14 protein-coding genes are annotated in these 19,749 nt (G+C 64.9%); 8 read left to right on the top strand and 6 right to left on the bottom strand.

The annotated features are described in order from the left end of the window. The first annotated feature begins 16 nt into the window (after positions 1 to 16). Positions 17 to 580, top strand: coding sequence for a transcription termination/antitermination protein NusG (nusG, locus tag GTZ97_RS13395; protein WP_161651152.1), 564 nt, complete (start codon positions 17 to 19; stop codon positions 578 to 580). Positions 581 to 669: 89 nt separating this feature from the next. Here the strand turns inward: nusG and GTZ97_RS13390 are convergent, their stop codons facing one another. Genes GTZ97_RS13390 through GTZ97_RS13380 form a run of 3 tightly spaced genes read right to left on the bottom strand, consistent with a single transcriptional unit; the run spans position 670 to position 4,974 of the window. Continuing rightward, positions 670 to 3,075, bottom strand: coding sequence for a response regulator (locus tag GTZ97_RS13390; RefSeq protein WP_161651151.1), 2,406 nt, complete (start codon positions 3,073 to 3,075; stop codon positions 670 to 672). Beyond that, positions 3,072 to 3,500, bottom strand: a complete 429-nt coding sequence (locus GTZ97_RS13385) for a response regulator (protein WP_201748289.1) — start codon at positions 3,498 to 3,500, stop codon at positions 3,072 to 3,074. The genes GTZ97_RS13390 and GTZ97_RS13385 overlap by 4 nt, the downstream gene beginning before the upstream one ends. Next, the gene (locus GTZ97_RS13380; protein WP_161651149.1) at positions 3,493 to 4,974 is read right to left on the bottom strand and encodes a sensor histidine kinase; all 1,482 of its coding nucleotides are present in this window, start codon (positions 4,972 to 4,974) and stop codon (positions 3,493 to 3,495) included. Before GTZ97_RS13380 ends, GTZ97_RS13385 begins: the two co-directional genes overlap by 8 nt. Positions 4,975 to 5,345: 371 nt before the next feature. Here GTZ97_RS13380 and rplK point away from each other — a divergent pair, with 371 nt between their 5' ends. From rplK to rpoC, 6 genes are all read left to right on the top strand, one after another. Continuing rightward, positions 5,346 to 5,777, top strand: a complete 432-nt coding sequence (gene rplK, locus GTZ97_RS13375; protein ID WP_161651148.1) for a 50S ribosomal protein L11 — start codon at positions 5,346 to 5,348, stop codon at positions 5,775 to 5,777. A gap of 1 nt (position 5,778) precedes the next feature. Continuing rightward, complete coding sequence (gene rplA, locus GTZ97_RS13370) at positions 5,779 to 6,474, top strand: 50S ribosomal protein L1 (RefSeq protein ID WP_161651147.1); 696 nt, start codon at positions 5,779 to 5,781, stop codon at positions 6,472 to 6,474. Between the two features lie 316 nt (positions 6,475 to 6,790). After that, the gene (gene rplJ / locus GTZ97_RS13365; RefSeq protein WP_161651146.1) at positions 6,791 to 7,318 is read left to right on the top strand and encodes a 50S ribosomal protein L10; all 528 of its coding nucleotides are present in this window, start codon (positions 6,791 to 6,793) and stop codon (positions 7,316 to 7,318) included. A gap of 52 nt (positions 7,319 to 7,370) precedes the next feature. Beyond that, a complete protein-coding gene (rplL, locus tag GTZ97_RS13360) occupies positions 7,371 to 7,745 on the top strand; it encodes a 50S ribosomal protein L7/L12 (protein ID WP_161651145.1) in 375 nt (124 codons plus the stop codon). 379 nt (positions 7,746 to 8,124) lie between these two features. Further along, on the top strand, positions 8,125 to 12,252 hold the full coding sequence (gene rpoB, locus GTZ97_RS13355; protein ID WP_161651144.1) for a DNA-directed RNA polymerase subunit beta: 4,128 nt from the start codon (positions 8,125 to 8,127) through the stop codon (positions 12,250 to 12,252). A gap of 21 nt (positions 12,253 to 12,273) precedes the next feature. Beyond that, the gene (rpoC, locus tag GTZ97_RS13350) at positions 12,274 to 16,515 is read left to right on the top strand and encodes a DNA-directed RNA polymerase subunit beta' (RefSeq protein WP_161651143.1); all 4,242 of its coding nucleotides are present in this window, start codon (positions 12,274 to 12,276) and stop codon (positions 16,513 to 16,515) included. Positions 16,516 to 16,599: 84 nt separating this feature from the next. Here the strand turns inward: rpoC and GTZ97_RS13345 are convergent, their stop codons facing one another. Both GTZ97_RS13345 and GTZ97_RS13340 read right to left on the bottom strand, forming a co-directional pair. Next, positions 16,600 to 17,886 (bottom strand): CapA family protein, encoded by a 1,287-nt coding sequence (locus GTZ97_RS13345; protein ID WP_236651220.1) that lies wholly within the window; start codon positions 17,884 to 17,886, stop codon positions 16,600 to 16,602. Between the two features lie 151 nt (positions 17,887 to 18,037). Then, complete coding sequence (locus tag GTZ97_RS13340) at positions 18,038 to 18,328, bottom strand: ATPase with chaperone activity (RefSeq protein WP_161651142.1); 291 nt, start codon at positions 18,326 to 18,328, stop codon at positions 18,038 to 18,040. Between the two features lie 82 nt (positions 18,329 to 18,410). Between GTZ97_RS13340 and GTZ97_RS13335 the strand changes: the two genes are divergently transcribed. Further along, on the top strand, positions 18,411 to 18,635 hold the full coding sequence (locus tag GTZ97_RS13335) for a hypothetical protein (RefSeq protein WP_161651141.1): 225 nt from the start codon (positions 18,411 to 18,413) through the stop codon (positions 18,633 to 18,635). A gap of 86 nt (positions 18,636 to 18,721) precedes the next feature. Here GTZ97_RS13335 and GTZ97_RS13330 read toward each other — a convergent pair whose 3' ends face one another. After that, positions 18,722 to 19,336 (bottom strand): PEP-CTERM sorting domain-containing protein, encoded by a 615-nt coding sequence (locus tag GTZ97_RS13330; RefSeq protein WP_330863614.1) that lies wholly within the window; start codon positions 19,334 to 19,336, stop codon positions 18,722 to 18,724. Between the last annotated feature and the right edge of the window lie 413 nt (positions 19,337 to 19,749).

Below are 19,749 nucleotides of genomic sequence, written 5' to 3'. Positions count from 1 at the left end.
AAGCGAGGTTGACCCCATGAGCGACGCTCAAACCACCCCCACCACCGCACCGCTGCGCTGGTACGTGGTGCATGCCTATTCCGGCATGGAGAAGGCCGTCGAGCGCAACCTGCGCGAGCGCATCGAGCGCGCCGGCATGCAAAGCCAGTTCGGCCGTATCCTCGTGCCCACCGAAGAGGTGGTCGAGGTCAAGAACGGCAAGAAGTCTGTCACCGAACGCCGTTTCTTCCCGGGCTATGTGCTGGTCGAGATGGTCATGTCCGACGACACCTGGCACTTGGTGAAGAACACATCCAAGGTCACCGGTTTTGTGGGGGGCGCCCGCAACCGTCCTTCCCCCATCTCGGAAGACGAGGTCATGAAGATCGTCAACCAGATGCAGGAAGGCATCGAGAAGCCCCGGCCCAAGGTCGAGTGGGAAGTGGGCGAAGTCGTGCGTGTCAAGGAAGGCCCGTTCACCGACTTCAACGGCAGCATCGAGGAGGTCAACTACGACAAGTCCAAGCTGCGCGTGTCGGTCACCATCTTCGGGCGTGCCACGCCGGTCGAACTCGATTTCCATCAGGTCGAGAAGATCTGAGACCGCCGTCCGGGAGCGTATCCCGTCTGAAACAGGGCTCCTTCAGGGAGCCCTTTGTCTTTCACGCTCTTGCGCAGCGCGGCGGTGCATCATTCCCCTGCGCGGGGTGGAATCCACTTCAGCAAGGTCTCGATGAGGCGTTCGGCGATGATGGGCTTGGCAATGATGTCGCGCATGCCGGCTTCTTCGCAACTAGCCCGGTCGTCCTGCAGCACCGCGGCCGTCATGGCGATGATGGGGGTCTTCTGCCAGGCAGGTTGTGCCCGGATCCGCCGCGTGGCCTCCAGTCCATCCATCACCGGCATGTGCATGTCCATCAGGATGGCGTCGAAGTGGCCCGGTCGAGCGTGCAGCACCGTGTCCACAGCCTCTGCGCCGTCTGCGACGGTGGTGACGTCCACATCGACCTGCTGCAGAAAGGCCTGGGCAACCATCTGGTTGAGTGCATTGTCTTCGACGAGCAGCAGTCGTCTGCCTTTCAGGCGCTGGCCGGCCACCCACGGAGACGGGGGGTCGACACGTCGGCTGGGCGGGCGAAGGGCGTCATGGACCTGCTGGAGCGCCTGCAGCAACACGCTGCCCATCACCGGGTGGCTCAGCTGGCGGATCGGCCCCAGCGCATCGACGGTCGACAGCATGCGTTCGCGCTGGTGCCCTTCGCACACAAGCAGCACGCCGGGCCAAGGGCGGCCTGCCGCCAGCATCCGACTGCGCAAAGGCCGCAACGCGTCGGCCAGGCCGTCGGCATCCCCGCGCCAGTCGATCACCAGCGCTTCAACGGCGGGGGCGGGGCGCAACAGCGCGGCTTCGACCTCGGTTGCGTGTCGGGCGGTTTGCCACTGTTCCGTCGACAGCGCGGGCAGCCGGCGCCACAGGTCGGGCGGCTGCGCCAGGGGGCTCCACAAGACCACGCCTCGGGCGTCAAGGGGCGCGGTCAAGGGTCCGGGTGGGGCGCACGCAGGCAGCGGCACGTCGAACCAGAACACGCTGCCGCGGCCGACCACGCTGTCCAGACCAATCTCGCCGCCCATCAGTGTGACGAGGCTGCGGCAGATGGACAGGCCCAGCCCGCTGCCACCGTATCGTCGCGTGATGGAGGCGTCTTCCTGGGTGAAGGCCGAGAACAAGGCGGCCCGCCGGGCCGGTGCGATGCCCGGCCCGGTGTCGCCGACCTCGAAGCGCAGGCCATCGGGCATGCTCCCGGGCCGCACCGACAGCGTCACCTCCCCCTGCGTGGTGAACTTCACGGCGTTGCCCAGCAGGTTGTTGAGCACCTGGGACAAGCGCAGCCCATCGGCCAAGACCGCCGGGGGCACCTGGGCGGCAATGTCGACGTGAAAGCTCAGGCCCTTCTGGGCCATGCGTCCTGAGAACAGGTCGACCGACCGGCGGATGAGCTCGTCGATCACCAGGGTCTGCGGGTCCACCCGCAGCTGACCGGCCTCCAGCCGCGAGTGATCGAGGATGTCATCGAGGATGCCCATGAGCGCCATCGCCGCTTCGTGCGCGCGGGCGATGTCGCCTTCCACATCGCCCGCCAGCGGCTTGTCCAGTGTCAGCCGGAGCAGGCCCAGGATGGCGTTCATGGGGGTGCGGATCTCGTGGCTCATGTTGGCCAGAAAGGCGCTCTTGAGGCGCGCGCTCTCCTGTGCGGCATCACGCGCCTGCGCCAGCTCGGTGAGGTCGGACCAACTCACGTAAAAGCCTTGCGTGTGGCCTAGCTCGTCCTTGTCCGGCCGGTACTCCACCCGCGCCACGCGTTGCGGGCGCCCGTCCTGCGCGGGAATGACGTGCTCGAACTGCTGGGGCTCGCCCTGCAGCGCCCGTTCGATGTGGGGTGCATGTATGGCGTGGAGTGTCGGCCCCAGCAGCGTCTGCACGGTCATGTGGGCCAGGAGCTGCGGGGGGATGCCGAACCAGGCCTGGTGGGCGCCGTTGCCGAAGCGGATGTGCCCGCTGCGATCCCAGTAGGCGATCGCGTTGGGCGTGTGGTCCAGGATGTCCTGCAGCGTCCGGTCGAGTTGCTGCAGGGCGCGTTGTTGCTCGGCGAACCGGTGGGCGAGCTGGCGGGCATCGGCCTCCCTGGCCTTTCGCGTCTCCTGCAGCCGCAGGCTGCGCAGGATGGCCTGGGTCAGGCGCTCGGCATCCAGCTGCACCTTGGGCACGTAGTCTGCCGCCCCCTCCTGCATGGCCTCGACCACCAGAGACTCGCTGCCCGCGCCTGTCACCATGATGATGGGCCCGTTGTACGAGGTCAGCTCGCGGATCGCCCGCAGCAGGGCCGAACCGGTGGTGTCGCCCAGGCTGTTGTCCAGCAGCACGCAGTCGACCGCCTGGCTGCGCAGAATGCGCATCGCCTCGTTGCCCGACTCGGCCTCCATGGTGTGCGTGCTCAAGGGGCAGCTGTGCAGGCAGCGACGCACGCGCTCCCGGTCGACATCATCGTCGTCGATGATGAGGATCTGCAGCGCGCGGGCGTCGGCGGAGGCGGTCATGGCAGTTGTACGGCGCTTCGATACCCGGCCAGCAGTTGGGTCAGCTTGGCAAACTGCGGGCCCACGGCCGACTTGATCATGTAGCCCGCCACGTTTCCGTCATAGGCGCGGCTGCGATCGGCGTCCGCGCTGGACGTCGTGAGCACAAAGATGATCTCTTCATGAAGGCGTGGATCGGCGCGGACAGCCTCCAGAAACTCGAAGCCGTTCATCCTGGGCATGTTGAGGTCCAGCAGGATCAGGCGTGGACGCGGGGCCTGACGCTGCGCGTCCTCGTTGCGCAGCACGTCCAGGGCGGCCTGGCCGTCCTCTACCCAGGTGATGGGGCAGGGAATGCCAGCGCGCCGCATGCTGCGCATCACAGCCTCTGCTGCCACGTCGTCGTCCTCGACCAGCAGGACGTGCAGGGGGGCAGAGTCAGTCATCATTGGTTCTCCTTGGATACATCGGCCACCAGACCCGGAACTGGGCACCTCGCCCGTCGGCGACCGGTGAGACCACGTCGATGCGGCCCCCGTGCGTCTCGGTCATGCGCTTGCAAAGCGCCAGCCCGATGCCGGAGGTTTCCCCCCGCCGGCTCGACGACAGCGTCTGGAACAGCTGGAAGATCCGGCGCGACGCCTGCGGCGGCACCCCCGGGCCATCGTCTGTGACGGTGATGAGCATGTGGCTGCCATCCCCGTGGGCGGCCATCCGGATGAGGCCGACATCGCGGTCATGGTGCTTGACCGCATTGCCCAGCAGGTTGCGCAGCACTGTGGCCAGGGGGGTGCGCACCGCCTGGAAGGTGCGCCCGTCCAGGGCCGAGGTGTCCAGCGTGAAGTGGGGCGGCAGTGGCTGCAACTCGAGGATCTCGGCCACGACGGCCGGCAGCGAGACGGCGCGGTAGTCGCTGTCTGTCTTGCCGGCCCGGGCGTAGCGCAGCAGGTCGTCGATGAGCGACTCCATGCGCTGGATGCGCGGCGAAACCCGGCCGAGATTGCGGCGCACATCGTCGAGCCTGCCGTCGGCCAGATCCTGATTGATCCAGTCGACCAGGTCGGCAATGCTGCGCAGCGGGGAGCGCAAGTCGTGTGAGGCAACGTACGAAAACTCCTGCAGGTCGGCGTTGGCCTGCTTCAGGTCGGCCTCCAGCCGCTTGCGGGCGCTGATGTCGGTCACGACTGCCAGCGTCATCACACGCCCTTGCCAGCGCACCCGGTTCAGCCCGATCTCGACTGCGACCTCGGTCCCGTCTGCATGCAGTGCCGTGAGGTCCCGGCCCTGGCCCATCATCCGCGCGCCGCCGGTGCGGGTGTAGCCCTGCATCAGCCCGGTATGCTGGGCCTGGTAGCGCTCCGGCACCAGTTGGCTCAGCGGCTGCCCGCGCAGCGCCTCAGGCGCATGGCCGAGCGCCGCGCCCAGTGCCGGATTGCTCTGAACGATCACGCCGTTGTCGTCGACCAGCATCAGGCCATAGGGCGACGCGTCGAAGAGCCCCTGGAAGGCCAGCGCCAGATCATGCCGGTCGCTGACGTCCACGACCGACGCCAGCACCATGCGGTCGCCGGCCTGCGTCACCAGCGGCGTCAGGCCGATCTCGACCGGAAAGACATGCCCCAGGGCGTGCTGGCCGTTGAGCACACGGCCCTCACCCATGCGCCGACGACTGGGCGCGGCCATGAACGCGCGCCGATGCGCGGCATGCAGGGTACGCAAAGCCTGCGGCAGCAGGCCGTCTACCGAATGCCCGACAAGGCTGTCCGCATCGTGTCCGAACATGCGGCACAGCTCCTGATTGACCGCCGCGATGGTGCCGTCCTCGGAAATCAGCACGAAACCGTTGGGCGCTGCGTCGAAGGCCTGGGCCAAGACGTCTGCGCGGTCATCCGTGGACGACGCAGGCAAAGACAGATCCATGCGCCATCTCCTCTCCGTTTTCTTGTGTCAGGTCAAGGATGTGATGGCAGGTTAGTACGTGGCTGCGGTGGTGGAAAGGCCGGGAGCAAAAGACGCACTGCCGCAGGGGTGAAGGCCTCGGGCTGTCACGGGCTTGCCAAGCAACGTGCTTCGCGACTACAATGATCGGCTTTTGCTTTTCCGCCCTGAAATACGCGGCGTCCTGGACTGGGGCGCGCGGTGTTCTGATCGGAAAGCCGCTGCAGCCGCCCGCGTCAGGTGCGGCATGAGGAGCCCGAACAGCGCGTCGGTCCGACCGGACAGGCGAACCCAGTACGGCGTTAGCACTCGACCATCATCGACAGGCCGTCGGGGTGGTTCAAGGAGAAAACATGGCCAAGAAGATTGTCGGCTTCATCAAGCTGCAAATCCCGGCTGGCAAGGCGAACCCGTCGCCGCCCGTCGGTCCCGCGCTGGGTCAGCGTGGTCTGAATATCATGGAGTTCTGCAAGGCGTTCAACGCCCAGACCCAAGGCATGGAACCCGGTCTGGTTCTGCCCGTGGTGATCACCGCCTACGCAGACAAGTCCTTCACCTTCATCCTCAAGACGCCGCCGGCCACCGTGCTGCTGAAGAAGGCTGCCAAGATCGACAAGGGCTCGGCCCGTCCGCAGGCTGACAAGGTCGGCAAGCTGACCCGTGCGCAGCTCGAAGAGATCGCCAAGACCAAGCAGAAGGACCTGACCGCCGCCGATCTGGACGCCGCTGTGCGCACCATCGCCGGTTCGGCCCGTTCGATGGGCATCATCGTGGAGGGTGTCTGAGATGCCTAAGCTGACCAAGAAGCAAAAGGCCCTGCAGGGCAAGGTTGACAGCACCAAGCTGTACGCCATCGAAGAAGCGCTGAGCCTCGTCAAGGAATGCGCGACTGCCAAGTTTGATGAATCCATCGACGTGGCCGTGCAGCTGGGCGTGGACGCCAAGAAGTCGGACCAGGTGGTGCGTGGCGCCGTCGTGATGCCCAATGGCACCGGCAAGACCAAGCGCGTGGCCGTGTTTGCCCAGGGCGCCAAGGCGGAAGAAGCCAAGGCCGCGGGTGCGGACGTCGTCGGCATGGAAGACCTGGCCGAGCAGATCAAGGCCGGCAACATCAACTTCGACGTCGTGATCGCTTCGCCCGACACGATGCGCGTGGTGGGTACGCTGGGTCAGATCCTGGGTCCCCGCGGCCTGATGCCCAACCCCAAGGTTGGCACCGTCACGCCCGATGTCGCCACCGCTGTGAAGAACGCCAAGGCTGGCCAGGTCCAGTTCCGCGTCGACAAGGCCGGCATCATCCACGGCACCATCGGTCTGCGTTCGTTCGAATCCGACAAGCTCAAGGGCAACCTGGCTGCGCTGCTGGATGCCCTGAACAAGGCCAAGCCGGCATCGAGCAAGGGCGTGTACCTGCGCAAGGTTGCCGTCTCGTCCACCATGGGTGTGGGCGTGCGCGTCGATGTGAACAGCATCACCGCCTGATTGTGAACACCTGCTGCGGGCCCGTCGGGTCTGCGGCAGCCGGTGGCGCGCGAGTCTGGCGCGTCATCCGGATCGAATTGGTGGGCTGTCACCGCAAGGTGGCAGGTCATCCAAGACCGTAGGCGTCAGCCGGACATGCTGTACCGTCCGGCCGGCTTAATACCCCAGCCTACGCAGATGGCGTACCCGCTGTACTGGTTGTCGCTCGACTCGGGTCGGGCGGGTTCCGGAGGCAGAGGTCGCTGAAACTGGGTGTGCCTGGCGGCACCGCTCCCGATGGGGCGTCTGCCAAGAGGCATGTTTGAAGGAGTAGACCTTGAGTCTCAATCGCAACGAAAAAGAAGCCGTCATTGCGGAAGTGGCTGCCCAGGCGGGCAAGGCACAGACGCTTGCTCTGGCTGAGTACCGCGGACTCACGGTGGCCCAACTGGACCAGCTGCGCAAGAACGCGCGCGAGCAAGGTGTGTATCTTCACGTGCTGAAGAACACCCTGGCCCGCCGCGCTGTGGCCGGCACGTCCTTTGAGGTCGCTGTCGAGAGCATGAGCGGCCCGTTGATCTATGGTTTCTCGGAAGATGCCGTGGCAGCTGCCAAGGTGATCGCCGATTTCGCCAAGACCAACGACAAGCTGGTCATCAAGGCTGGCGCCTACGCTGGCAAGGCACTGGACGCCAATGGCGTGAAGTCCCTGGCCTCGATCCCGAGCAAGGAAGTGCTGCTGGCCCAACTGTGCGGCCTGCTGAACTCGCCGGTGTCGGGTCTGGCCCGCGTGCTGGCTGCCGTGTCCGAGCAGAAGGGTGGCGGCGCCGCCGCGCCTGCAGAGGCCGAAGCCCCCGCCGCTTGATCGCCCGCGCTCATCCGCATTCAACTGATTCAACGATATTTAGGAACCCAAAATGGCATTCGATAAAGACGCATTCCTGACCGCCCTGGACAGCATGTCCGTGATGGAACTCAACGAGCTGGTCAAGGCCATCGAAGAGAAGTTCGGCGTGTCCGCAGCCGCCATGGCTGCCCCCGCTGCTGGCGGTGGCGCTGCCGCTCCGGCCGCTGAAGAGAAGACCGAGTTCAACGTCGTCCTGACCGACGCTGGCGCCAACAAGGTCGGCGTCATCAAGGCCGTGCGCGAAATCACCGGCCTGGGCCTGAAGGAAGCCAAGGACCTGGTCGACGGCGCTCCCAAGAACGTCAAGGAAGGCGTGGCCAAGGCCGACGCCGAAGCTGCCGTCAAGAAGCTGGTGGAAGCCGGCGCCAAGGCCGAACTCAAGTGATTCCGGGGTCGACCCTGCGAGGGGTCGACCATCGGCATCGCCGAGTCAGATGGCTGCCCTCGCAAGGGGGCAGCTTTCGGCTTTTCAGGGAATGAAAACCCTGAGAGCACCCGCAAAGCCCGCTGGTAGTACACTGGAGGGCTTTTCGAGTGTTCTCTGAACCGACTGCGGAGAACCGGTTTGGTCGAGCCCGTGAGCGCGTGCGTCAACAACGCATCGCCGCCTGCGGGTTGTCAGCCAGCGGTTGGTAGTGGCCAACCACCAAGCCTCGGATGCAATGTCCGACTGGCCAGTCGCCGAACAACAGCCCCCGACCACGGCCAGGGAGCGGGCTGCATTCGAAACGGTGCACCGCATGGGTGCCCGAAACGGAGAGTTTATGGCGCAAGCAACCCCCTACAGCTACACCGAGCGCAAGCGGATCCGCAAGAGCTTCGGCAAGCGCGGCAGCGTGCTGAACGTGCCCTATCTGCTGACGATGCAGAAGGACTCGTACGTTGCCTTCCTGCAAAAGGACGTCCCGCCCCAGCAGCGCAAGCCCGAAGGCCTGCAGGCCGCCTTCCTGTCGGCGTTCCCCATTGTTTCGCACAATGGCTTCGTCGAAATGAAGTTCATCGAGTTCAACATCGCCCGTCCGGCGTTCGATGAGCGTGAGTGTCAGCTTCGGGGCCTGACCTTTGCAGCGGCCGTACGTGCCCGCCTGCAGATGATCATCTATGACCGCGAGACCTCGACCAGCCAGTCCAAGGTTGTCAAGGAGGTCAAGGAGCAAGAGGTCTACATGGGCGAAGTGCCCCTGATGACCGACAACGGCTCCTTCATCATCAACGGCACCGAGCGCGTCATCGTGTCGCAGCTCCACCGTTCGCCAGGCGTGTTCTTCGAACACGACAAGGGCAAGACCCACTCGTCGGGCAAGCTGCTGTTCAGCGCCCGCATCATCCCTTACCGTGGCTCCTGGCTGGACTTCGAATTCGACCCGAAGGACCTGCTGTACTTCCGCGTGGACCGTCGCCGCAAGATGCCGGTGACGACCCTGCTGAAGGCCATCGGCATGAACAATGAGCAGATCCTGGAAACCTTCTTCCAGTTCGATCACGTCAAGCTCATGGATGCCGGCGCCCAGCTGGCCTTCGTGCCCGAGCGCTTCAAGGGTGAAATCGCCCGCTTCGACATCACCGACAAGTCGGGCGCCGTTGTCGTCGAGAAGGACAAGCGCATCACCGCGCGCCACACCCGCCAGCTCGAGCAATCCGGCACCACGCACCTCAGCGTGCCCGAGGACTTCCTGCTGGGCCGTGTGCTGGCGAAGAACCAAGTCGACCCCGACACCGGCGAGATCATCGCCAAGGCCAACGAAGAGCTGACCGAGTCGCTGCTGAAGAAGCTGCGTGCCGCCGGCATCAAGGACCTGGAGATCCTCTACACGAACGAGCTGGACCAAGGCGGCTACATCAGCCAGACCCTGGCCACCGACGAAACGGCCGACGAGCTGGCCGCGCGTGTGGCCATCTACCGCATGATGCGCCCTGGCGAGCCGCCGACCGAAGACGCCGTGCAGGCCCTGTTCCAGCGCCTGTTCTACAGCGAAGACACGTACGACCTGTCTCGCGTGGGCCGCATGAAGTTCAACGCCCGCGTGGGCCGCGACGAAGCCACCGGGCCCATGACCCTGTCGAATGACGACATCCTGGCCGTGGTCAAGATCCTCGTCGAGCTGCGCAATGGCCGCGGCGAAGTGGACGACATCGATCACCTGGGTAACCGTCGCGTGCGCTGCGTGGGCGAACTGGCCGAGAACCAGTTCCGCTCGGGTCTGGCCCGCATCGAGAAGGCCGTGAAGGAGCGTCTGGGCCAGGCTGAGACCGAAGCCCTGATGCCGCATGACCTGATCAACTCCAAGCCGATTTCTGCGGCGCTGAAGGAGTTCTTCGGTGCATCGCAGCTGTCGCAGTTCATGGACCAGACCAACCCCCTGTCCGAGATCACGCACAAGCGTCGTGTCTCTGCCCTGGGCCCGGGCGGTCTGACCCGTGAGCGCGCCGGCTTCGAGGTGCGCGACGTGCACCCGACCCACTACGGCCGCGTCTGCCCGATCGAAACGCCGGAAGGCCCGAACATCGGCCTGATCAACTCGCTGGCCCTGTACGCACAGCTCAACGAGTACGGCTTCCTGGAAACGCCTTACCGTCGCGTGGTGGACGGCAAGGTCACGATGCAGATCGACTACCTGTCGGCCATCGAAGAAGGCAAGTACATCATCGCCCAGGCCAACGCATCCCTGGATGCTGAAGGCCGCCTGTCCGACGAGCTCGTGTCGGCCCGTGAGCATGGCGAATCGGTGCTGACCAGCCCCGAACGCATCCAGTACATGGACGTCGCGCCGACCCAGATCGTGTCGGTGGCCGCTTCGCTCGTGCCCTTCCTGGAGCACGATGACGCGAACCGCGCGCTGATGGGCGCCAACATGCAGCGTCAGGCTGTGCCGACCCTGCGTCCCGAAAAGGCCTTCGTGGGCACGGGCGTGGAGCGTGTGGCGGCGGTCGACTCGGGCACCGTGGTGACCGCCAAGCGCGGCGGTGTGGTGGACTATGTCGACACCAACCGCGTGGTGATCCGTGTCAACGACGACGAAACCGTGGCCGGTGAAGTCGGTGTCGACATCTACAACCTGATCAAGTACCAGCGTTCCAACCAGAACACCAACATCCACCAGCGCCCCATCGTGCAGCGTGGCGATGTGGTGGCCAAGGGTGACGTGGTGGCCGACGGCGCATCGACCGACCTGGGCGAACTCGCCCTGGGTCAGAACATGCTTGTGGCCTTCATGCCCTGGAACGGCTACAACTTCGAAGACTCGATCCTGATCTCCGAACGCGTGGTGGCCGATGACCGCTACACCTCGATCCACATCGAGGAACTGGTGGTGATGGCCCGCGACACCAAGCTGGGCTCCGAAGAAATCACCCGCGACATCCCCAACCTGTCCGAGAACCAGCTGGCTCGTCTGGACGAGTCCGGCATCGTCTACATCGGTGCGGAAGTCGGCCCCGGCGACGTGCTGGTCGGCAAGGTCACGCCCAAGGGCGAGACCACGCTGACGCCGGAAGAGAAGCTGCTGCGCGCGATCTTCGGCGAGAAGGCCTCCGACGTGAAGGACACCTCGCTGCGTGTGGATCAAGGCACGAGCGGTACGGTGATTGACGTGCAGGTCTTCACCCGTGAAGGCATCCAGCGTGACAAGCGCGCCCAGCAGATCATCGACGACGAGCTCAAGCGCTTCCGCCTGGACCTCAACGACCAGTTGCGCATTGTGGAAGCCGACGCCTTCGATCGGATCAAGAAGCTGCTGATCGGCAAGGTGGCCAACGGTGGCCCCAACAAGCTGGCCAAGGGCACGACCCTGGACGAGGCTTACCTGGCCTCGGTCGAGAAGTTCCACTGGTTCGACATCCGCCCGGCGGACGAAGAACTGGCCAACCAGCTCGAAAGCATCAAGAACTCGCTGGAGCAGACGCGCCACAGCTTCGACCTGGCTTTTGAAGAAAAGCGCAAGAAGCTCACGCAAGGCGACGAGCTGCCCGCTGGCGTGTTGAAGATGGTCAAGGTTCACCTGGCCGTCAAGCGTCGCCTGCAGCCAGGCGACAAGATGGCCGGCCGTCACGGCAACAAGGGTGTGGTGTCCAAGATCGTTCCGGTCGAAGACATGCCCTACATGGCCGACGGCACGCCCTGCGACATCGTGCTGAACCCGCTGGGCGTGCCCTCGCGGATGAACGTGGGTCAGGTGCTCGAGGTTCACCTGGGCTGGGCCGCCAAGGGCATCGGTCAGCGCATCGGCGACATGCTGCAGCGCGAAGCCGCCGTGGCCGAGCTGCGCAAGTTCATGGACCAGCTGTACAACCAGTCTGGCGGCAAGCGCGAAGACGTCGACAGCCTGACGGACGACCAGGTCATCTCGATGGCCCAGAACCTGTCCAAGGGCATGACCTTCGCCACCCCGGTGTTCGACGGCGCCAAGGAAGAAGAGATCCGCGGCATGCTGCAGCTGGCCTACCCGGCCGACATTGCCAAGGCCAAGGGTCTGACGCCAACCCGCACCCAAGCCACGCTGTACGACGGCCGCACCGGCGATGCGTTCGAGCGCCCCGTGACCGTCGGCTACATGCACGTGCTCAAGCTGCACCACTTGGTCGACGACAAGATGCACGCTCGCTCGACCGGCCCGTACTCGCTCGTCACGCAGCAGCCGCTGGGTGGTAAGGCTCAGTTCGGTGGTCAGCGCTTCGGTGAAATGGAAGTGTGGGCGCTGGAGGCCTATGGTGCCGCCTACGTGCTGCAGGAAATGCTCACCGTCAAGTCCGACGACGTCAATGGCCGTACCAAGGTCTACGAGAACATCGTCAAGGGCGAGCACTCCATCGACGCCGGCATGCCCGAATCGTTCAACGTCCTGGTCAAGGAAATCCGTTCCTTGGGCATCGACATTGAACTGGAACGTAACTGATTCAAGGAATAGGAGCGCCCCATGAAAGGTTTGCTGGACCTGTTCAAGCAATTCACCCCTGATGAGCATTTCGATGCCATCAAGATCGGCCTCGCTTCGCCGGAGAAGATCCGCAGCTGGTCGTTCGGTGAAGTCAAGAAGCCTGAGACCATCAACTACCGCACGTTCAAGCCCGAGCGTGACGGCCTGTTCTGCGCCAAGATCTTCGGCCCGATCAAGGACTACGAGTGCCTGTGCGGCAAGTACAAGCGCTTGAAGCACCGCGGCGTGATCTGCGAGAAGTGCGGCGTCGAAGTGACCCAGACCAAGGTTCGCCGTGACCGCATGGGCCACATCGAACTGGCCGCGCCCTGCGCGCACATCTGGTTCCTGAAGTCGCTGCCGTCGCGTCTGGGCCTGGTGCTCGACATGACGCTGCGCGACATCGAACGCGTGCTGTACTTCGAAGCCTACGTGGTGGTGGACCCCGGCATGACCCCGCTGAAGAAGTTCAGCATCATGTCCGAGGACGACTACGACGCCAAGCGCCTGGAATACGGCGACGAGTTCGAAGCGCTGATGGGTGCCGAAGGCATCCAGAAGCTGCTGGCCGAGATGGACCTGGACGTTGAGATCGACAAGATCCGCAACGACATGACCGGCTCCGAGCTCAAGATCAAGAAGAACGCCAAGCGCCTGAAGGTGATGGAAGCGTTCAAGAAGTCCGGCATCAAGCCCAACTGGATGGTCATGGAGGTGCTGCCCGTGCTGCCGCCGGACCTGCGTCCGCTGGTGCCGCTGGATGGTGGCCGCTTCGCGACCTCCGATCTGAACGACCTGTATCGCCGCGTCATCAACCGGAACAACCGTCTGGCCCGCCTGCTCGAGCTCAAGGCCCCTGAGATCATCGTGCGCAACGAAAAGCGCATGCTGCAAGAGGCCGTGGACTCGCTGCTGGACAACGGCCGCCGTGGCAAGGCCATGACGGGCGCCAACAAGCGTGCCCTGAAGTCGCTGGCCGACATGATCAAGGGCAAGAGCGGTCGCTTCCGTCAGAACCTGCTGGGCAAGCGCGTCGACTACTCCGGTCGTTCCGTGATCACCGTGGGCCCGACCCTCAAGCTGCACCAGTGCGGTCTGCCCAAGCTGATGGCGCTGGAGCTGTTCAAGCCCTTCATCTTCTCGCGCCTCGAGGCCATGGGCATTGCGACCACCATCAAGGCCGCGAAGAAGGAAGTCGAATCCGGCACCCCGGTGGTGTGGGACATCCTGGAAGAGGTCATCAAGGAGCACCCGGTTCTGCTGAACCGCGCGCCCACCCTGCACCGCCTCGGCATCCAGGCCTTCGAGCCCGTGCTGATCGAAGGCAAGGCCATCCAGCTGCACCCGCTGGTCTGCGCGGCCTTCAACGCCGACTTCGACGGTGACCAGATGGCCGTTCACGTGCCGCTGTCGATCGAAGCGCAGATGGAAGCCCGCACCCTGATGCTGGCCTCCAACAACGTGCTGTTCCCGGCCAACGGCGAGCCCTCCATCGTGCCGTCGCAAGACGTGGTGCTGGGCCTGTACTACGCGACCCGCGAGCGCATCAACGGCAAGGGTGAAGGCATGGTCTTCGCCGACATCGCCGAAGTGCAGCGTGCGCTGGACAACGGCGTGGTCGAGATCACTGCCAAGGTGAACGTGCGCCTGACCGAGTGGGTCAAGGACAAGCTCACCGGTGAGTTCACGCCCGAGACCAAGCTGGTCGAGACCACCGTCGGTCGCGCCCTGCTGTCGGAGATCCTGCCCAAGGGCCTGCCTTTTGCGAACATCAACAAGGCGCTCAAGAAGAAGGAAATCTCCAAGCTGATCAACACCTCGTTCCGCAAGTGCGGTCTGAAGGACACCGTGGTGTTCGCAGACAAGCTGCTGCAGAACGGCTTCCGTCTGGCCACGCGCGCCGGCATCTCGATCGGCATCGACGACATGCTGGTGCCGAAGCAGAAGTACGAGCTGATCGAGCGCGCCGAGAAGGAAGTCAAGGAGATCGAGCAGCAGTACGTCTCCGGTCTGGTGACCGCGGGCGAGCGCTACAACAAGGTCGTGGACATCTGGGGCAAGACCGGCGACGAAGTCGGCAAGGTCATGATGTCGCAGCTGTCCAAGCAAAAGACCATCGACCGCCACGGCAACGAAGTCGATCAAGAGTCGTTCAACTCGATCTACATGATGGCCGACTCCGGTGCCCGCGGTAGCGCGGCCCAGATCCGCCAGCTGGCCGGTATGCGCGGCCTGATGGCCAAGCCTGACGGCTCCATCATCGAGACCCCCATCACGGCGAACTTCCGTGAAGGTCTGAACGTGCTGCAGTACTTCATCTCCACCCACGGCGCCCGTAAGGGTCTGGCCGACACGGCGTTGAAGACCGCGAACTCCGGCTACCTGACCCGTCGTCTGGTCGACGTGACGCAGGATCTGGTCGTGACCGAAGACGATTGCGGCACCGATCAGGGCATCGCCACGCGCGCGCTGGTCGAAGGTGGTGAAGTCATCGAATCGCTGCGCGACCGCATCCTGGGTCGCGTGCCTGCGATCGACGTGCTGCACCCCGAGACCCAGGAGGTCCTGGTGGCCGCCGGTCAGATGCTGGACGAAGACACGCTGGACGTGCTCGAGGCCGCTGGCGTCGACGAAGTCAAGGTCCGCACGCCGCTGACCTGCGCCACGCGCTACGGCCTGTGCGCCAAGTGCTATGGCCGCGACCTCGGCCGTGGTGGCTTGGTCAACGCCGGTGAGGCCGTGGGCGTGATCGCCGCGCAGTCCATTGGTGAACCGGGCACGCAGCTGACCATGCGGACCTTCCACATCGGTGGTGCCGCGTCGCGCGCCGCCATCGCCTCCAGCGTGGAAGCCAAGTCAGACGGCATCATCGGCTTCAACGCCACGATGCGCTACGTGACCAATGGCAAGGGTGAACTGGTCGTGATTGCCCGTTCGGGTGAAATTGTGATCACCGACCCGCACGGCCGTGAGCGCGAGCGCCATAAGGTGCCTTATGGCGCCACGCTCAACGTCAAGGCCGACCAGCAGGTCAAGGCGGGCCTGGTGCTGGCCACCTGGGATCCGCTGACCCGTCCGATCATCACCGAGTTCGCCGGCCAGGCCCGCTTCGAGAACGTCGAAGAAGGCGTGACCGTGGCCAAGCAGGTCGACGAGGTCACCGGCCTGTCGACGCTGGTCGTGATCGACCCCAAGCGCCGAGGCGCCGCCAAGGTGGTGCGTCCGCAGGTCAAGCTGCTGGACGCCAATGGTCAGGAAGTGAAGATCCCGGGCACCGACCACGCCGTGACCATCGGCTTCCAGGTCGGCGCGCTGATCCAGATCCGCGATGGCCAACAGCTGTCGCCCGGTGAAGTGTTGGCCCGCATCCCCATCGAAGGCCAGAAGACCCGCGACATCACCGGCGGTCTGCCGCGTGTGGCCGAGCTGTTCGAAGCCCGTTCGCCCAAGGACAAGGGCGCACTGGCCGAGATCACCGGCACCGTGTCGTTCGGCAAGGAGACGAAGGGCAAGGTTCGCCTGCAGATCACCGATCCGGACGGCAAGGTCTGGGAAGAGCTGGTCCCGAAGGAGAAGAACATCCTGGTCCACGAAGGCCAGGTGGTCAACAAGGGCGAACTCATCGTCGACGGTCCGGCCGACCCGCAGGACATCCTGCGCCTGCTGGGCATCGAAGAGCTGGCGCGCTACATCGTCGACGAGGTGCAGGACGTCTACCGTCTGCAGGGCGTGAAGATCAACGACAAGCACATCCAGGTGATCGTTCGCCAGATGCTGCGTCGCGTGCAGATCGTCAACCCGGGCGACTCGTCTTACATTGCTGGCGAACAGGTCGAGCGTTCGGAGCTGCTGGACACCAACGACCGCCTGCGCGCCGAGGGCAAGATGATCGCCACGCACAGCGATGTGCTGCTGGGCATCACCAAGGCCTCGCTGTCGACCGACTCCTTCATTTCGGCCGCTTCCTTCCAGGAAACGACCCGCGTGCTCACCGAGGCTGCCATCATGGGCAAGCGCGACGAGCTGCGCGGCCTGAAGGAAAACGTCATCGTGGGTCGTCTGATCCCTGCCGGTACCGGCATGGCCTTCCACCAGGCTCGCAAGGCCAAGGAAGAGATGGACGACACCGAGCGTCGCGCCATCGCCATGCAGGAGGCGCAAGAGCGTGCAGCGATGGAGCTGGCCGCGCTCGACGACGCCACCGACGCGGCGGAGTCTTCCGAGGGCAGCCAGGCCGAGTAAGCACGGCCAGACGGGCGGGCGGCAACGCCCCGACCCGTTACCCGATTCCATGGACGCCAGGTGGCTCACGCCCCTGGCGTTTTTTCATGGGCGGGCGGGGCGCGGAATGCCCTCGCGGTCCATGTGGACGGTATGGGTATCCCAGTCGACCACCCCGTTGCGGTCCATGCGCAGACGCAGCACCCAGCCGGTGTTGTTGTCCGCGTCGCTGAATCCGTCAAAGATCAGGTTGCCCAGGCTGTAGATGATGGGGCGGCCCAGGTAGGTCTCGGTGTCCTGCACCACATGCGGATGGGTGCCCACCACCGCATCCGCGCCCGCGTCAATCATGCGCCGGGCCAGCTCGCGCTGACGGTCATTGGCTGTGGCCCGGTGCTCCTCGCCCCAATGCATGAAGGGGATCACCAGGTCGGCCCCGTGTACCCGCCGTGCGTCCTCGATGTCGGCCAGCACCGAGGCGTCGTCGCTCCAGGCCTGACCCGGATGCGCCGGGCCGGCTTCAAAGTGCCGGGGGAACATTTCGTTGTACGCCAGCAGGGCAATCCGCAGCCCCTTGCGTTCGATGATGTGGGGCGCGTGCGCCTCGCGTAAGGTCCGCCCGCCGCCCACATGGGCCACCCCCGCGCGCTTGAGGCGCGCCAGCATGTCGGAGAAGGCCGCACGACCGTAATCGCCTGCGTGGTTGTTGGCCAGCGAGACCACATCCAGATGGCGCTTCAGCAGGGGCATCACACGTGGGTGAGCGCGAAACGTGTAGGGCTTGTCCGCCATGGGCTGCCCTCTGTCGGACACCACGCATTCAAGGTTGGCGATGCGCGCGTCGGCATCCCGCCACAGGGGGGCGATGTGCGCAAACGGGTCGACGCCCCGACGCACGGCCCGGCCCGGGCCATCGGCCAGCATCACGTCCCCCATGAAGGCCAGGGTGACCGTTTCACTGGCGCGCACCTCGTGGGCCGCTTTGCGCACGTGGGGCGGCCGTGCGGCGGGCGCGCGCGCCGCGCCGGGCGCCCCATCCCAGGCACAGCCATAACGCATGTGGCGCCCCAGGCCACTGGCGTGCACTTCCTGCCAGCCGGTCAGGGCTGGCACCTGCGCGCCGCCACCAAAAGGCGGCGCGTGGTGCGTCTGACTCAGCATCACGGGCGACTCGGGCAGCGTCAGGTCATAGACCGCCAGCGCGATGTGGTCCACGCGCCCCTCCCGCTCGCGCACCACCGCACGGAACGCAAAGCGGTCTGCCACCGGGGTCAGCGGGGCGTCGTAAGGCGAAGTGGTCGGCGCCACGCGCAAGCGCTGTGTGTCGCTGCCATACCGGAGCTCGCACAGCAGTTGACCGGCAGGGGTCGCCTGGGCGGAAGTGGCCGCCATCGCGACCATGACGGCCCAGGCGCCAAGGCGAAACCTCGGCTGGCGCCACCTGCTCAGACGGGACCGAGGGCTCGCAGAGTCGGCAGACGGATGGAGCGGGGCGGTGTGGCCAGACGACATGGCGGGCGCGCGAGGGTTGCGTGGGCGCATCCTAAGATGCCGCGAGTTCGGCCAGGCGCTGGCGGACCCAGTCCCATTCCGCTTCGGAGAGGGTGTCAGCTTCGCCTGACGCGACGCGCACCAGATGGGCGGCAGCTTCGTTGGCGTCCGCACCCACCTGAGCGCACAGACCTTGCGCCGTGGGGCACAGCATCTGCGCCATGTCCTCACACAGTTCGTAGCGCGCCATCAAGGTACCGCCGTCGATCCGAAGCCGCCCCGCAGGTCCACGGTAGAGGGTCAGAAAGGAATCGGGCACGAAGCGTTGGTCATGGCTGTCCATGAAACACATTGTGTTACAAGGGTTTTCCCCTAACTCGCCGGGTTTTCCCTATACTGCGTGCATTCACTGACTGGAGGGCACCATGGCCAACGTCGCAACCCAAATTGAAGTTCGTTCGCAGTCCCTGCCGCTGGATCTGGACAAGGCCGGCGTGATGGTGGGCTTTGTCACCGGCGTCATCCTGATGCTCGCCCTGATGCACAACGTGCCCGAGGCCTCTGGCTGGTTGGGCGCAGCTGTGGTGGCCACCAGCACCTGGCTGGGCTTGCGTGGCGCCCAGGCGATCACGCGCATCGTGGCCCGCTGAGCCAGTCTTGCCGGATGCAAACAAAAAAGGCCCCGTGAGGGGCCTTTTTGCTGGGTGAGGCCCAAGGCCTCAGCGGCGCCGAAGGCTCAGGCGCCGCGACGCTGGCGACGGGCGGCGGCGGCAATGCCGACCAGGCCCAGGCCCATCAAGGCGTAGGTCGAGGGCTCCGGGATGGCGGCCACAGCGCTCAGGCCCTCCAGGCGGAACGACGAAAAGGCGCCGGTTGCCTGGATCTTGAAGGTCGTGCCGGTCACGCCCGACAGGCTGAACGTGTCGAACAGGATGCCGGTGTTGCCCTTGAACAGCTCCATGCTGTTGCCGTTCCAGCTCAGGATGGCCTTGTCGAAGCCGTCTTCCCACAGCGCGAAGGTGAGCTTGGTCAGCTGCACTTCCTTGTTGAAGGTCAGCGTGATGTACTCGCCGGGGCTGTTGAACAGGCTGCTGTTGATCTCACCGGCTTCCAGGAAGCCACTGGTCACGCCAATGCCCTTCAGGCCAATGCTCACATCCTTCTGCTGGTTGCTGCTGTTGTAGCCGCGCACGGTCACGCCCAGGTCGCCCGACACGAATGTCGGCGCCACGCTGACCTGATCGAACAGGCGGGTGAAACCGAACTCGATGGTGTTGGACGGGGTGGTGGCGTAGGCGGCCAGGGGGGCGGCCAGCGCCATCACGGCAGCGGTTTGTTTGAACAGGGACACGACGAACCTCCTCGGCCGATGAACGGGCAGCAGACTTGTTGGATGATGTGACGGACTGTAGCGGAAGGATGCGGGGCGTGACATCACCGCAAATGGGTGTGAGGGAAACACCTAGGCGGGCTTGCCCGTGGCGTTTCAAGCGGCGAAAAAAGCAGCGAAGCAACCGAGGCTTGCGCAGCTCGGATCCACGGCGGTACAATGGAAGGCTTTTCGCTTTCCCGGCGGGCTTTTGTGCGGGGCTTTGTGTGCGCTGGCGTCTTGTCAGGGTGCGTTGTCAGAGCTTGGCGCGGTCAGGCGGTGGGGCGAAAGGGTGTGTGAGCCTGGTAACGCTGGCGAAGACGTCTCAGGGGCTGCCGCATAGCAGCGGCCGCAGCGGTGTCCTCGTCGCCAGGTATTCATTCAACGGGAACCAA

This window comes from Aquabacterium fontiphilum, from assembly GCF_009909205.1.
Classification (GTDB): Bacteria; Pseudomonadota; Gammaproteobacteria; order Burkholderiales; family Burkholderiaceae_C; genus Aquabacterium; species Aquabacterium fontiphilum.
Note: the sequence above shows the minus strand (reverse complement) of the source record. Positions and strands in the feature narration are given on the sequence as shown.

Coding starts and splice junctions, on each gene's coding strand:
- GTZ97_RS13385 (WP_201748289.1), bottom strand. CDS start 3,500: ATGACTGACTCTGCCCCCCTGCACGTCCTGCTGGTCGAGGACGACGAC.
- rplA (WP_161651147.1), top strand. CDS start 5,779: ATGCCTAAGCTGACCAAGAAGCAAAAGGCCCTGCAGGGCAAGGTTGAC.
- GTZ97_RS13390 (WP_161651151.1), bottom strand. CDS start 3,075: ATGACCGCCTCCGCCGACGCCCGCGCGCTGCAGATCCTCATCATCGAC.
- rpoC (WP_161651143.1), top strand. CDS start 12,274: ATGAAAGGTTTGCTGGACCTGTTCAAGCAATTCACCCCTGATGAGCAT.
- GTZ97_RS13380 (WP_161651149.1), bottom strand. CDS start 4,974: ATGGATCTGTCTTTGCCTGCGTCGTCCACGGATGACCGCGCAGACGTC.
- rpoB (WP_161651144.1), top strand. CDS start 8,125: ATGGCGCAAGCAACCCCCTACAGCTACACCGAGCGCAAGCGGATCCGC.
- GTZ97_RS13345 (WP_236651220.1), bottom strand. CDS start 17,886: ATGGCGGCCACTTCCGCCCAGGCGACCCCTGCCGGTCAACTGCTGTGC.
- nusG (WP_161651152.1), top strand. CDS start 17: ATGAGCGACGCTCAAACCACCCCCACCACCGCACCGCTGCGCTGGTAC.
- GTZ97_RS13335 (WP_161651141.1), top strand. CDS start 18,411: ATGGCCAACGTCGCAACCCAAATTGAAGTTCGTTCGCAGTCCCTGCCG.
- rplL (WP_161651145.1), top strand. CDS start 7,371: ATGGCATTCGATAAAGACGCATTCCTGACCGCCCTGGACAGCATGTCC.
- rplK (WP_161651148.1), top strand. CDS start 5,346: ATGGCCAAGAAGATTGTCGGCTTCATCAAGCTGCAAATCCCGGCTGGC.
- GTZ97_RS13340 (WP_161651142.1), bottom strand. CDS start 18,328: ATGGACAGCCATGACCAACGCTTCGTGCCCGATTCCTTTCTGACCCTC.